The 13168-nt window shown below is 65.9% G+C and carries 15 protein-coding genes; 2 read left to right on the top strand and 13 right to left on the bottom strand.

Annotation, left to right across the window (positions count from 1 at the left end):
• Positions 1-41: 41 nt before the first annotated feature.
• Positions 42-704, top strand: coding sequence for an HAD-IA family hydrolase (locus J2X38_RS08820; RefSeq protein ID WP_310253263.1), 663 nt, complete (start codon positions 42-44; stop codon positions 702-704).
• Here J2X38_RS08820 and J2X38_RS08815 read toward each other — a convergent pair.
• The 8 genes from J2X38_RS08815 to J2X38_RS08780 all read right to left on the bottom strand — a co-directional run bounded on the left by J2X38_RS08815 (position 701) and on the right by J2X38_RS08780 (position 8341).
• Positions 701-1714, bottom strand: a complete 1014-nt coding sequence (locus J2X38_RS08815) for a nucleotidyltransferase family protein (protein ID WP_310253262.1) — start codon at positions 1712-1714, stop codon at positions 701-703. The genes J2X38_RS08820 and J2X38_RS08815 overlap by 4 nt on opposite strands.
• Complete coding sequence (locus J2X38_RS08810; protein WP_310253261.1) at positions 1711-2589, bottom strand: HprK-related kinase A; 879 nt, start codon at positions 2587-2589, stop codon at positions 1711-1713. The genes J2X38_RS08815 and J2X38_RS08810 overlap by 4 nt, the downstream gene beginning before the upstream one ends.
• Positions 2586-2867 carry an HPr-rel-A system PqqD family peptide chaperone gene (locus J2X38_RS08805; protein ID WP_310253260.1) on the bottom strand — a complete coding sequence of 94 codons (282 nt, stop codon included), beginning with the start codon at positions 2865-2867 and terminating at the stop codon, positions 2586-2588. The genes J2X38_RS08810 and J2X38_RS08805 overlap by 4 nt, the downstream gene beginning before the upstream one ends.
• Positions 2860-3306, bottom strand: a complete 447-nt coding sequence (locus J2X38_RS08800; RefSeq protein WP_058538038.1) for a MarR family winged helix-turn-helix transcriptional regulator — start codon at positions 3304-3306, stop codon at positions 2860-2862. Before J2X38_RS08800 ends, J2X38_RS08805 begins: the two co-directional genes overlap by 8 nt.
• A gap of 89 nt (positions 3307-3395) precedes the next feature.
• Positions 3396-5465 (bottom strand): TonB-dependent receptor domain-containing protein, encoded by a 2070-nt coding sequence (locus J2X38_RS08795; RefSeq protein WP_310253257.1) that lies wholly within the window; start codon positions 5463-5465, stop codon positions 3396-3398.
• Entirely contained in the window at positions 5462-6094 is a 633-nt protein-coding gene (gene maiA, locus J2X38_RS08790) for a maleylacetoacetate isomerase (protein WP_310253255.1), read from the bottom strand. Before maiA ends, J2X38_RS08795 begins: the two co-directional genes overlap by 4 nt.
• Positions 6095-6101: 7 nt before the next feature.
• Positions 6102-7130, bottom strand: a complete 1029-nt coding sequence (locus J2X38_RS08785; protein ID WP_310253253.1) for an SO2930 family diheme c-type cytochrome — start codon at positions 7128-7130, stop codon at positions 6102-6104.
• Entirely contained in the window at positions 7127-8341 is a 1215-nt protein-coding gene (locus J2X38_RS08780; protein ID WP_310253251.1) for a parallel beta-helix domain-containing protein, read from the bottom strand. Before J2X38_RS08780 ends, J2X38_RS08785 begins: the two co-directional genes overlap by 4 nt.
• A gap of 98 nt (positions 8342-8439) precedes the next feature.
• Here J2X38_RS08780 and J2X38_RS08775 point away from each other — a divergent pair, with 98 nt between their 5' ends.
• A complete protein-coding gene (locus J2X38_RS08775) occupies positions 8440-8853 on the top strand; it encodes a DUF2147 domain-containing protein (protein ID WP_156419665.1) in 414 nt (137 codons plus the stop codon).
• 146 nt (positions 8854-8999) lie between these two features.
• Here J2X38_RS08775 and J2X38_RS08770 read toward each other — a convergent pair whose 3' ends face one another.
• From J2X38_RS08770 to J2X38_RS08750, 5 genes are all read right to left on the bottom strand, one after another.
• Positions 9000-9695, bottom strand: a complete 696-nt coding sequence (locus J2X38_RS08770) for an aspartate/glutamate racemase family protein (protein WP_058538044.1) — start codon at positions 9693-9695, stop codon at positions 9000-9002.
• A gap of 105 nt (positions 9696-9800) precedes the next feature.
• Complete coding sequence (locus tag J2X38_RS08765; RefSeq protein ID WP_310253247.1) at positions 9801-11285, bottom strand: NAD(P)(+) transhydrogenase (Re/Si-specific) subunit beta; 1485 nt, start codon at positions 11283-11285, stop codon at positions 9801-9803.
• Position 11286: 1 nt separating this feature from the next.
• Positions 11287-11568, bottom strand: a complete 282-nt coding sequence (locus J2X38_RS08760) for a proton-translocating transhydrogenase family protein (protein WP_039573456.1) — start codon at positions 11566-11568, stop codon at positions 11287-11289.
• Between the two features lie 165 nt (positions 11569-11733).
• The gene (locus tag J2X38_RS08755; protein ID WP_310253243.1) at positions 11734-12339 is read right to left on the bottom strand and encodes a fasciclin domain-containing protein; all 606 of its coding nucleotides are present in this window, start codon (positions 12337-12339) and stop codon (positions 11734-11736) included.
• A gap of 41 nt (positions 12340-12380) precedes the next feature.
• Positions 12381-12983, bottom strand: coding sequence for a fasciclin domain-containing protein (locus J2X38_RS08750; protein WP_310253241.1), 603 nt, complete (start codon positions 12981-12983; stop codon positions 12381-12383).
• Between the last annotated feature and the right edge of the window lie 185 nt (positions 12984-13168).

Below are 13168 nucleotides of genomic sequence, written 5' to 3'. Positions count from 1 at the left end.
AAATCATTGCGGTTTCCAGAGCATCGCGCCATGCGCGGCGGATGAACGGATTTCCTTTTGCGATCGTCGGCTTCGACCTCGACGGCACGCTCCTCGATACGCTCGGCGACCTTGCGGCGGCGGTCAATCATACGCTGGGGCTGATGGACCGCGCCCCGCTGGCCGAGGCGGCGGTGCGGCCGATGATCGGACGCGGCGCGAAGCATATGCTCGAGGAAGGGCTGCGCGCGTCGGGCGGCGTCCCCGATGGCGCGGTCGAGCGGCTTTATCCCGAACTGCTCGATTTCTACGAAGCGCATATCGCGGTCCACAGCCGCCCCTTTCCAGGTGTGCTCGCCGCACTCGACCGGCTGGGCGCGCTGGGCGTGCGCACCGCGGTCGTCACCAACAAGGTCGAGCATCTGGCGCGCGTCTTGCTCGGCGAATATGATCTGGCCGACCGCATGGCGACGATCATCGGCGGCGACACGCTGGGTGTCCGCAAGCCGTCGCCCGAACCGATCCATGCGATGATCGAGCGATGCGGCGGCGGGCGCGCGGCCTTCGTTGGCGACAGCATCTATGATGTGATGGCGGCGAAGAATGCGGGCGTGCCGAGCGTCGCGGTCAGCTTCGGCTTTCTCGACCGGCCCGCCAGCGAGCTCGGCGCCGACCATGTGATCGATCATTTCGACGAACTGGTGCCGCTGCTCGAAACGCTTTAGCGCTTCCGCCACTTCGTCCAGAGATGCCTGGCGAGCATCGCAGGCGGCATGCGCAGCCAGTGTGAGCGGATGTAGAAAGCCTGCTCCAGCATCGGCTCCGTCACGCGCCCCCAATCGTTGCGCGCGAAGAGGCGGCGGCGGAACCACGCGTCGGCCGGATCCTGCCGATCCCACCCGCTCGGCAGCGCCACCCCATAAAGATCGCGCGACAGCCGCGCGGCGCGGTGAACGGCGCCTTGCAACCCATGCAGCGCTGCCCGCCCGTCGAGCTGCCCCCAATAGCCCGGATCGGCCGCGGCGAAATCGCGCGTCATCGTGCGGAAATCCCACAGATTGCGCAGCCCGCCCTGCAAATCGCCGTCGGCGAGCATATGCGCGGCGCAGTGGCACGCCATGTCGGCAGGGTTCAGCACCGCGAACCCCGCGCCGCTCGTCACCGCATCGCCGACCAGCGCCAGCGCGTCGGGCGTGATCCGGTGGGTGCGCGGCAGGATGGTGTGGTGGACGTCGATCATCCGGTCGCGCGCCTTGTGGATCATCGGCGGCAGCTCGTGCATATGCTGGCGGTAATAGGCGTCGTCATAGGGATCGGACTTCACCCATTCCCACCCCGCCTTGAGCAGCAGATTTTCGGCGCGGCGGATGTCGGGCGCGAGGACCAATATGTCGAGGTCGCCGATCTGGCGTCCAGCGGCGCACGACATGTCCGCAGCGGCATAGGCCGCGCCTTTCAGCAGCACGAACTCGATCCCCGCGGGGGCGAGCGCGCGCCGCGCCATCTCGGCCTCCCACAAGGCCTGCGCCTGCGCGACTTGCGCGGCGGCGCGCTGATCGGCAAAGAGCGCGGCGACGGCCGGCGGCAGGCCGGCATCGGCGAGCCGGTGTGCGAGCGTCGCGAGCATCGCCTCGCTGCGCGCGACGCCGATCACGCCGTCCCAGTCGCGCGGGCCAAGTGCGGCGGGGTCGCGGCGGCCGGCGAGCAGGTCGACGAAGGTTCGTACCGCGCTCACTTCGCCGCCTCCGCCCAGAGCTGCTCGACCAGCGCAATACCGGCAGCGCTGTCGGGATAGGAAATGGCGAACGCCGGGGTTTCGCGAACGAGCCGCGTCAGCGCCGCAAAACCCGCCTCGCCGAGCGCGACATAATTGGTCGACGCCTCGGTCAACCGGACGAACGCCTCGCCCTCGCCCATCGGCTCGACACTTGCCTCGCCGCCGAAGCGCGGGAACAGCAGCAGCGCCGGGCGCGCGGGCTCGTGCATCGCCGCGATCGCATCGGCGCGCGGGATCAGATGACGGATATCGCCCTTCGGCGTCGCGGCGAGCAACGGGCCGAGCCGCGACGGGTCGACGCGGGCCGCGACCTCGGCGATCGCTTCATTCTTCAGGCTGACCGCGCGCGGGAAAGCGAAGGCATTGCCGCCGGCGGGGTCGATCAGCGTGAACTCGTCGCCCATCAGCCGCCAGTCGCCCCCACCCTCCTTCTCGCCGAGCAGCGCCGCGAGCGTCGATTTGCCCGACCCCGATTCGCCCGACATGATCAGCGCGCGGCCATCCTTCGCCACCGCGCTCGCATGCAGCAGCATGTGCCGCCGCCAGCCAAGCGCGACTTGCAGGTTCATCCCCATCTCGGCGGCGAGCAATCCCATCGAGAGCGGCAGCGGCAGCGCGTCGGGAACGACGAAATCGCCGCCGATGTGGACCGACGGCCGAAGCCAGCGCCGCCACGGCCGCGCCGCGAACAGCCGCACCGTCGCCTCGGCGGGGCGCGTATCGTCCTGGGGATATCCCGCGTACAGATGTTCGAGCGCCGCGATCGGCTCGGCCCAGTCGCTTCCGATCCGGAACTGTACCGGGCCGACGGCAATGCGCGTGCTGTGCCTCACGCGCGCTCCACCAACCCCATCGCCGCGAGCTCGCGCAGCCGTTCGGCCAGGATGGGCTGCGCATCCTCCGTCGCGTCGAGATCGAACGCGGCGGCAAGGCGCGCGGCGAGACCGGCGACATTGCAGGCATCGGCGCCCATCGCGTCCAGTATCTCGGGCATCGGCGATACGACGAGATGCGTTTGCATCGACCGCCGGTCGAAAATCGCGGTCAGTTCGCCCAGCGGCTCGACGCGCAATGCATCGGCCGGTGCGGCGCGATAGGTGCGATCAGCCATAATCTTCGGCGGCGGCGGTCAGTTTCGCAAGGATGGCCATCAGCGTGGCGCGTTCGCTGGCGCTGATGTTCGATTCGAGCTGCGTCTCGCTGGCCAGCGCCGCGGGGACGATCGCGTCGTAAAGCGAACGCCCCGTTTCGGTGAGTTCGAGATGGTGCGAACGCCCGTCGGCCTCATGCGCCTGGCGCGCGATGAGCTGGCGGTCGGCGAGCGCCTTGGCGGCGCGGTTCACCGTCACCTTGTCCATGCGCGTCGCCTCGACCAGCTCGCGCTGCGTCTTCGGCTGCCCTTCGCCGAGCACCGCCATCAACCGCCATTCGGGGATCTTCAGCCCAAAGCGATTCTCATATTCGGCGGCGATCCGGCTCGACAGGGCGTTGGAGGCGATGGACAGGCGGTAGGGCAGGAAATTATCGAGATTCAGCTTCTTCGCGGCCATGAATTGGTCACCCCCACACGCTCAAAAAATCCCGGCGCGCCCATCCTATCGCCTGTTTCGGGCCTGTGAAGGGCGGAATGACGCGAAAGTCAGAAAGACATGCGCGCGCCGACCCATAAGGTCCGTGGGGTCGCGCGTTCGACGATGCCCGACGACGAGATCGCGGCGGGCACCAGTTCGTCGAAGAGATTCTCGCCGCGCGCCTCGATGCTTACCGCCCCCGAAAAGCGCCACGACAGCCCGGCGTCGAGCGTCAGCGCGTCGTCGAGCGCGAGCAATCCAAGGTCATCTTCGTTCTGCTTGCCGACATAACGCAGCGTCGCGAAGCCGCCGAACGGACCATTGTTATTGGTGCGCAGCGAGACGCTGCCGCCGTGCTTCGCAATCTGCGCCGGGCGGCGTCGGTCGAGCCCCAGCGCCGCGCCCGATGCATCGACCTTCGCATCCGTGAAGGCATAGGTCGCGCGCAGCGTCGCCGGGCCGATCCGCTGCTCGGCGCTGACTTCGACGCCCTTGCTGTCGATCGCGTCGAGATTCTGCCGCTGGTTGAGGTTCGGCGCGAGCGTCACATTGGCGATCGCATTCGTCAGATGGTTGGCGAAGAGTGTCGCCGACAGTTTCGTGTCGCCATTGTCCCAATCGGCGCCGACCTCGCCGCCCCACAGGCGTTCGGGTTTCAGCGCGGCATTCGCGGTCGTCACTTCGGCGCCGACGCGGAACGGCCGATAAAGCTCGTTGAGCGTCGGCAGGCGCCAGCCGCGATAGGCGGCGGCGCGCAGCGAGAATGCGTCCGACGTCCAGCGCACGCCGGCGCGGCCGCTGCCTTCCCAGCCCTGCCGCGCGGCGAAGCGCAGGTCGGTGATGACGGGACCCGCGATATTGCGTTCGAGCCGATAGCCCTCGCCGAGCCACCAACGGTCGACGCGGCCGCTGAGCGTCCACAGAAAGCCGTCATTGACATCGCCCGACGTCCATTCGGCGAAGGCGCCAACGGTATCGCTGCTGCCGCCCGCGATGCGGTGGCGACCCGGCGTGACGCCGCTGAAGAAGAAATCCTCCTCGGTGCGTCCGGTTGTCCGCCGCCAGTCGGCGCCGATGCGAAGCGGGTTGGCGTCGCCGATCAGCGGCCGCAACTCGACGCGCGCGCCCAGCCCGGTGGCCGGCACCCGCTGAAAAAGCGCCGGTGCCACGCTGTTCCGTCCCGCCGGGACGCTTGCGAAGCCGCTTTCGAAATCACGAAGCTGGATATAACCGAGCGCGAGCCATTGCGTTTCGCCAACCGGATCATGGATGAAGCGAAGGCTGGCATCGACCCCATCGACCTGGCTTTGCGTAAAATCGGTGCCCCGGTCGCGCCGATCCGAAAAGCCGCGCAGGCTCGCCTCGACCCGGCTGTCATCGCCGGCATCGAAACGCAGGCGCAGACCGAGGCCACCCTGTTCATAGGGCGCGGCGCGATCGACGCTGCCGCGCTGTCCCTTCGCGACCGGCACAAATCCGTCGCCGCGGCTGTAGCGCCCGTCCACCGCGATGTGGCCGCTGCCGACCTCGCCGCCAATCGATGCTGATGCGTCCCAACTATCGCGGCTGCCATAGGCGAGGCTCGCTTCGGCGCCATCGGTCATTTCCGAATAGAGTCCGACCGTCCCCGCAAGTGCACCCGGGCCATCAGCCCCACTGCCACCTCCGCGCGCGACGATGATGCCGCCAAGGTTGATCGCGTCATAGGCGCTCCACGCGACCCAGCCACCAAAGGGATCAGCCTGCGGCACGCCATCGAGCGTGACGAGCGCGCGCGCCGACGCATTGCCGCCGAGCCCGCGCAGCGTGATGCCCTGGCTTGTCGGATGCGCCGAACGGCCGTCGGAGCGGCGGAACTGGACGATGCCAGCCTCGTCGCGCAGCCGGTTCTCGACCCGCGCGCCGAGGCCGGGATCGAGATCCAGAAGGATCGCCGAATTCTGGACCTTGTCGCCGGGAGGTGGCCCTAGCTGCCCCGCACCGATAACGACGATCTCGTCTTTCGAGCGCAGCGAAGAAGCGGAAGGTTGAGAGTAAAAATAATCATCCGCTTCTTCGTTCAACGCCGTTTCATTTCCCTGCGCCATCGCCGCCGCCGGCAGCGCCAGCGCCAGGGTCCCCGTCAGAAGCCGGATCACGCGGGTTTTACCGCGTCGGGGTGAGCGCGCTGGAACGCCTCATGCTCCATGCACGCCGCGTCGATTTCGACGAGCCGCGGAAACGCGTCAAGCGGCACCTCGAAACGCCGCGCATTATAAATCTGCGGCACAAGACAGCAGTCGGCGATCCCCGGCGTATCGCCGCCGAGATAGCGGCCGTCACCCGCCATCGCCTCGAGCGCCTCGAACCCCTGGCTGATCCATGTCGCGATCCAGCGGTCCTTGGTCTGCTCGTTGAGGCCGAGGTCGCGCTTCAGATATTTAAGCACGCGCAGATTGTTGAGCGGATGGATGTCGCTCGCGATCACCTGCGCGCGTGCAAGCGCGACGGCGCGCGGCATCGCTTCCTCGGGGATCAGCCGCGGTTCGGGAAAGGCGCGGTCGAGCCAGTCAATGATCGCCATGCTCTGGATGATCGGCTCGCCATCGACGACGAGCATCGGGACAAAGCCTTGCGCATTCTGTTCCAGATAGGCGTCGCTGCGCTGCTCGCCCGCGATCAGGCTGATCTCGACGCGCTCATAGTCGAGCCCTTTCAGGTTCATCGCGATGCGAACGCGAAAGCTGGCCGAGGAGCGGAAATAATCGTGGAGGACGAGCTGGGTCATGGCCCGCCTAATGCGATGCTTTCGGCATCTCCGCAATCCATTGCCGTAGCAGTGCCGCGCCTTCCCTGTGCACCGTCGACCGCCCGACCTCGGGCATCGCGATGCCGGGGTCGGTGCTTTCGAGGCGATAGATCAGGAAGCTGTGCGCGGGATCGCCCGGCGCGATGGCGAAGTCCATCCCGCCGCTGCCGCGCCCTGCCGCGGTCGGGCGCTTGCCGATGCCGTAATTGACGCCCGCGGGATCGTCGGTCCAGCGCAGGAAAAGCCCGCTGTTCGACGCGCTGCCTGCAGGATTGTGGCAGTGCGCGCAATTGACGTCGAGATAGGCGCGCGCGCGCGTCGCGACGCTGCCGCTCTTGGGATCGTCCCACACCGGCATCGTCGGTTTGAGCGCGGCAGGGTTTTCGAAATAGAGGCTGCGCAGCTTGTCCGACGCCGCCGGGTCGAGGATGAAATTGCGCGCCTTGGGCCCGATCGGGACAATCTCGCCGGCGAGGCTGTGGCATTCCTTGCACTGGTTCTTGTTCGGCACAGCGTAACGGATGCTGTGCGTCTCGCCGTCGGGGCTCTTGAAGGTCACCGGCACGCGGCGGCCACCCAAGGCCAGCGTCGCATCCTTGCCGTCGGCGTCCCAGATATAGGGCAGCGCAGTCCAGCCGCCGGCGCGGCGGATCAGCAGGCGCGTTTCGACCGGGCGGCCGTCGTTGACGTCGCTCCAGCCGAAGCTTTTGACGAGCACGGTTCCAACCGGAAACTCGATGACGCCGTCGGCCGCGACCTTCGCCTTCTTTCCCGCCGGGATCGAGATGAAGCGGTGCTTGTCGGTATAGTCGCTAAACAGCGGCGCACGCAGCGTGTAGCCGATGCCGGTCGAGGGTGTTTGCGGATCATTGCCGCGAAACAACCCGAACGCTGACAGCTTTGCCGGCATCGCATCGCTTTCGACCACCGCCTGATCGACCCCGGGCGGCGGCGATGCCGCCCCGCCGCTCGCGCACAGCAGCGCCGCTCCGACCGCGGCGAAAACGCGTCTCACCGGACCTTCGCCTCCATCGCGTCGGGCAGCTTGATCACGGGCAGCGCCGCGGGCGGCGTGCCCTTCGACAGGTCGGCGGGCGACGGCTTCGCCTCGCTCTGCGGCGTCTTTACGTCGGGCAGGTTCAGCGACAGCACGCCGACCTTGTCGAGCACGATCGCATCGCCCGCACCGTCCCAAAGGACTGGCGGGATGCTGCCGCCCATCGCCGCCGCGATCATGTCGCCGCCAGGGAACTTCGGCGCATAGCCCGCCTTGCCATGCTGGTTGCCGCGCACGACGATCGCGCGGGGCAGCGGCTGATATTTCGGATCCTTGTGCTCATAACGATAGCCCACGATCATCACGTTCGCGGTGCCATTGTCGGCGAAGACATTGTCGAAAATCTCGACATTGCGGTTCGCCATCACGAGCACGCCGGTGCCCGTCGGAACGCTCGCGACAATATTGCCCTTGGGCGCGAAATTGGCCGTGCTGTTGTCGTTCACGATATTTTCGAAGACGCGGACATTGTGCCCGCCCTGCATCGGCAGGCTCGGCAGGTCGAACACCAGGATGCCGCCGGTATTCTTCGTCGCGATATTGTCGTGAACGTCGGCGTCGTAGCTGTTCTCGATTTCGATCCCCGCGACATTTTCGGTCGCGATCGAATCGCGGACGACGATATTCTTCGACTGGCCGACATAGATGCCCGCATCCGACGCGCCGCGCACGAACACGCTGTCGATCAGCACGTCGCTGCTTTCGACCGGATATATGCCGTAGGCGCCGTTGGTTTCCTTGGGCCCCGCGGTCCATTCGACGCGCAGCTTGTGATAGACGATACGGTCGGCGCCTTTCGACTTGATCCCGTCGCCCTTGGTGTTGAGCACCGCGAATTCGGTGAGGAAGACATCGTCGGAGGTGACGAGCAGTCCCTCGCCCGCGCCCTGCTGCCCGGCGAAGTCGAGGATCGACCCGCCCTCGCCCGCCCCGGCGCCGCGCACGGTCACATTGGCGACGTCGAGCGACAGGCCGTCGGTGAGCTTCCACACGCCCGCGCCCAATTGCACCGTGTCGCCCGGCTGCGCGAGGATCAGGGCTTCTTGCAGCTTTTCGTTCGCGTCGGGCGTTGTTGCACTGACGCTGATCACTTTCGCCGCCGCCGGACTGGCGGCAAGGACCGCCACGATGCTGAGCGTCGCCGCGTGGCGCAGGCCATGGAATCGCATATGTCTCTCCCCTTATTTTCGGGGAGCATGGTGCAAGACTTGACGGATGCCAAGCGATGTTGCTGACATATGTGTAGCTAACCCGGGGAGAGGTCGCTTTGATTCACAGATTAGGTTTGGCGCTTGTCGCCTTGATAGCCGTGCCGTCGATGGCGGCGGCGCCCGCGCCGATTGCCGGGCGCTGGAAAACCGACGATGGCAAGGCCGTCGTCGTCATGGCCGCGTGCGGAAACAAGATGTGCGGGCGCGTCGATCGCCTGCTGATCAAGCAGCCGACTGGGGGCCAGCGCGACGAGCGCAATCCCGACAAGGCGAAACGCGGCCGCCAGGTCACCGGACTACAGATTTACTGGGATCTCGTGCCGCATGGCGACGGCTGGAAGGGCGAAGGCTATAGCCCCGAGGATGGGCGATATTATAAGGCGCACCTGCGCGTGAACGGCGGCAAGATGACGATGAAGGGCTGCGTCAGCCTGTTCTGCCGCACGGTGACATGGACGAAGATGGGATAAACTCGATCCTCCCTGTGCCGCAGGCATGGGGAGGTGGCAGCGCGAAGCGCTGACGGAGGGGCTGTGGCGCAACGTCGCCGCCCCTCCACCACCGCCTACGGCGGCGGTCCCCCTCCCCATCGCTTCGCGACAGGGAGGATTTGCCTTCACCCTTCGCCCAAAATCCAGTTGACGCCCTCGGCGACGTGAATGCGCGTGGTGTCATAGATCGGCAGCAGATTGGCGTCGGTGTCGACGAGCATCACCAGTTCGGTGCAGGCGAGCACGATCGCCTGGATATCCTGTTTGGCGATATCGGTGATGAAGGTTTTCATCGTGCGGCGCGAACTTTCGTTCACCTTGCCGAGCATCAGCTCTTCGTAAATGATGCGGTCGATCTCGTCGACGCGGCTCGAGTCATAGGGTGCGAGCGTCAGCCCGTGGCGCACCAGCCGCTGACGGAACCAGGGTTCGGTCGTCACATTGCGCGTGCCGATCACGGCCGCCGACTTGACCCCGTCGGCCTTCATCTTCTGGCCGGTCTCGTCGACAATGTGGAGGATCGGGATCGAGATCGCCGCGGCGACATCCTCGGCGACCTTGTGCATCGAATTGGCCGCGATCATCAGCGCGGTCGCGCCGGCGGCCTCAAGCCGCTGCGCCGAGGCGATCAGCACCTCTTTCGCATGCGTCCACCCTTCAGGGGTCGTGATGCGCGAGAGCTCGCAATAGTTGAGGCTTTCCATCAGGATCGGCGCCGAACAGGCTGTGCCGAGGCGCTTTTGCACCCCCTTGTTGAGATGGCGGTAATAAAGCTCGGTCGACGCCCAGCTCATTCCCCCGATCAGGCCGATTTTGCGCATATTGCCCCTTTTGAAAACACGTCGCCCCCGCGTAGGCAGGGGCCGCTGGCAGCTTTGCGCCACCTCGATAGCGGCCCCTGCCTTCGCAGGGGCGACGATTCTTGTCTAGTGCCCGCTGCCGCTAAGCGCCTTGACGATGTCGTCGGCCATCTTCTTGGCATCGCCGAGCAGCATCATCGTCTGGTCCATGTAGAAGACGTCATTGTCGACGCCGGCATAGCCGACCCCGCCCATCGAGCGCTTCACGAACAGCACGGTCTTCGCCTTTTCGACGTCGAGCACGGGCATGCCGTAAATCGGCGAGGTCTTGTCGGTCTTCGCCGACGGGTTGGTTACGTCGTTCGCACCGATGACGAAGGCGACGTCGGCCTGCGCGAATTCGCCGTTGATGTCCTCGAGCTCGAACACCTCGTCATACGGGACGTTCGCTTCGGCGAGCAGGACGTTCATATGGCCGGGCATGCGGCCTGCGACCGGATGGATCGCATATTTGACCGTCACGCCCTCTTTCTTGAGCTGGTCGGCCATTTCGCGCAGCGCGTGCTGCGCCTGCGCGACCGCCATGCCGTATCCGGGAACGATGATGACGGTATCGGCCTGGCTCATCAGGAACGCCGCGTCTTCGGCGCTGCCCGGTTTCCACGGGCGCTGTTCTTTCGACGCGCCGTCGCTCGGTCCCGCGTCGGCGCCAAAGCCGCCTGCGATCACGCTGATGAAGCTGCGGTTCATCGCGCGGCACATGATGTACGACAGGATCGCACCCGACGAGCCGACGAGCGCGCCGGTGATGATCATCGCGGTGTTGCCGAGCGTGAAGCCCATCGCCGCCGCGGCCCAGCCCGAATAGCTGTTGAGCATCGACACGACGACCGGCATGTCGGCGCCGCCGATCGGGATGATCAGCAGGAAACCGATAAGGAAGCTGAGCCCGGTAACCGTCCAGAAGATCCACGGGCTCTGGTCGAAGGTGAAATAGGCGACGAGCCCGATGATCGCGGCGAGCGTGCCGAGGTTGATGATATGCCGCCCCGGCAGCATGATCGGCGACCCCGACATATTGCCGTTGAGTTTCAGGAAGGCGATGACCGACCCCGAGAAGGTGATCGCACCGATCGCGATGCCGAGCCCCATTTCGATCCGGCTGACGGTGAAGATTTCGCCCGCGGCGTCTGCAATGCCGAACGCTTGCGGATTGAGATAGGCCGCCGCTGCGACCGCGACGGCCGCCAGGCCGACGAGGCTGTGAAAGGCCGCGACAAGCTGCGGCATCGCGGTCATCGCGATCCGCCGCGCCATCACGATACCGATCACGGCACCGATCGCGATCGCGACGAGGATTTCGACCAGCCCGACCGTATCGAGGAAGCCCTCGGCGGTGGCCGGCGCATGGGTGAGCAGCGTGGTAACGACGGCAATCAACATGCCCGCCATACCGAAACGGTTACCCGCCTGCGCCGTCGCCGGGCTCGACAGCCCGCGCAGCGCGAGAATGAACAGAACGCCCGCTACCAGATAGGCGACGGAGGCCCAGGGATTAACCGCGAGACCGTGGCCGCCGGTTGCGGCGGAAAGGATCGACTGAAATTCCATCTCAGCGCTCCTTCTTCTTGTACATCGCCAGCATGCGCGCGGTGACGGCGAACCCGCCGAAGATATTGATGCTCGCCATCACGACCGCGGCGAGGCCGAGCCATTTGGACGAGGCCGAACCCGCGGCGGCGCTGGCGATCAGCGCACCGACGATGATCACCGACGAAATGGCGTTGGTGACGCTCATCAACGGCGTGTGCAGCGCCGGGGTCACCGACCAGACGACGAAATAGCCGACAAAGCAGGCCAGTACGAAAATTGAAAAAATCGCGATAAAATCCACGGGCTCGCTCCCCTGCTGATTCCGTTTCGCGCACCTCTTGCCGCGCGCCGCCGAATGTGTCGACTCCAAAGCTCCCAAAAAGAAACGCCCGCATTCCTCAGCGTGAGAAATGCGGGCGCTTTGCGACATAAAATATCGCTTTGCCGGGCTAGCCGGCGATGTTTTTTACATTTTCGGGACGAGCACCGCGTCGATGACATGGACGACACCGTTCGCCTGGCCGATATCGGCCTGCGTCACCGTCGCCTTGTTGCCGCTGGCGCTGGTCAGCAAAATGGTGTCGCCGCTCTTGGTTGCGGTCAGATCCTGCCCGTCGGCGGTCTTGAGCACGGCCTTGCCGCCGCCTTCGGCGATCTTCGCGCCAAGGTCCGCCGCGGTCAGCTTGCCCGGAATGACATGATATTTGAGTACGCCGGCGAGCACATCCTTCTGCGCCGGGCGCATCCAGCCGTCGCGCGTCACCGGCGGCACTTGCACAAAGGCGGCGTCGTTCGGAGCGAACACGGTGAATGGCCCCGCGCCCGAGAGCGTTTGCGCCAGACCAGCCTGCGTCACCGCCGCGGCCAGCGACTTGTGATCGGGCGAGGCCGCGAGGTTGGCGGCGATGGTGCTGCTCGCCAGCATCGCCGACGGGCCGGCAGCGGGCGTCGCGGGCACCGCGGTTTCGCCGCCCGCGACGGTGGTCGTCTCGGTCGGCGTTTCCTTCTTGTCGCCGCAGCCCGACAGCGCGAGCGCGGCCGCTGCGGCCGTCAAGATCAGATGGGTTTTCATATCCTTATCCTTTCGAAAGCCGGACGCAGCGGCGCGAATCATCAGCCGAGGCTGGGCATCAACACGCCGTTGATGACGTGAATATTACCGTTCGACTGCTCGACGTCGGGCTGGGTGATGAAGCCGCTGCTGCCCTGCGTGCCGTCGACCTTGATGTTGCCCTGCACTTCGGTGAAGGTCAGCGTCTCGCCTTCGACGGTCGCGAGCGTCGCCTTGCCGCCGCCGGCCTTGATCTTCGCGTAAAGATCCTCGGCGGTCACGCGGCCCGGAACGACATGATAGGTCAGCACCTTCGCAAGCGATTCGGTATTGTTCGGGTTCATCAGCCAGTCGGTCATCGGCTGCGGGACCGCGGCGAAGGCCTGGTCGGTCGGCGCGAAGATCGTGAACGGCTGGCCCGCGAGCTTGTCCGACACGCCCGCCGCGGTCAGCGCGGTGGCCAGCGTCTTGTGGTCGGGCTTGGCGGCGATTTCGAGCGCGATGCCGGTGGGCTGCGCGGGTGCGGCAGGCGCGGCTTCAGCCGGAGCGGCGGCGTCGGCGGCCACTTCAGCGGCTTCGGCCGGCGCGGCGGTTTCCTGTGCGTAAACGGGCGACAGGGTGGCAAGCACAAGGAGGGGAGTGGCGAAAAGCTTCGCAGGCAACATCAATCATTCTCCGGTTGGTTGATAGTCAGGGTTGGAAGACCCTGAACGCACTCTAACCGGAGAAAGTTTCCTGAAAAGGCCGAAAAGGGCCGTTTCGTCGACGAAATCAGCTGGCGTCGTCTAACAGGGCTTCCAAAGCGGTAACGGCCGTCCCGAATGCAAAGATCGCCTCCCACGCCGCCTTG

The organism is Sphingopyxis sp. BE235 (assembly GCF_031457175.1).
Taxonomy (GTDB): Bacteria; Pseudomonadota; Alphaproteobacteria; order Sphingomonadales; family Sphingomonadaceae; genus Sphingopyxis.
This window is presented reverse-complemented; position numbering and strand designations above follow the sequence as displayed.

What these genes read in the sequence shown, in the direction of transcription:
- J2X38_RS08770 (WP_058538044.1), bottom strand. Translation starts at nt 9,695, where the DNA reads ATGCGCAAAATCGGCCTGATCGGGGGAATGAGCTGGGCGTCGACCGAG.
- J2X38_RS08805 (WP_310253260.1), bottom strand. Translation starts at nt 2,867, where the DNA reads ATGGCTGATCGCACCTATCGCGCCGCACCGGCCGATGCATTGCGCGTC.
- J2X38_RS08750 (WP_310253241.1), bottom strand. Translation starts at nt 12,983, where the DNA reads ATGTTGCCTGCGAAGCTTTTCGCCACTCCCCTCCTTGTGCTTGCCACC.
- J2X38_RS08765 (WP_310253247.1), bottom strand. Translation starts at nt 11,285, where the DNA reads ATGGAATTTCAGTCGATCCTTTCCGCCGCAACCGGCGGCCACGGTCTC.
- J2X38_RS08755 (WP_310253243.1), bottom strand. Translation starts at nt 12,339, where the DNA reads ATGAAAACCCATCTGATCTTGACGGCCGCAGCGGCCGCGCTCGCGCTG.
- maiA (WP_310253255.1), bottom strand. Translation starts at nt 6,094, where the DNA reads ATGACCCAGCTCGTCCTCCACGATTATTTCCGCTCCTCGGCCAGCTTT.
- J2X38_RS08780 (WP_310253251.1), bottom strand. Translation starts at nt 8,341, where the DNA reads ATGCGATTCCATGGCCTGCGCCACGCGGCGACGCTCAGCATCGTGGCG.
- J2X38_RS08800 (WP_058538038.1), bottom strand. Translation starts at nt 3,306, where the DNA reads ATGGCCGCGAAGAAGCTGAATCTCGATAATTTCCTGCCCTACCGCCTG.
- J2X38_RS08820 (WP_310253263.1), top strand. Translation starts at nt 42, where the DNA reads ATGAACGGATTTCCTTTTGCGATCGTCGGCTTCGACCTCGACGGCACG.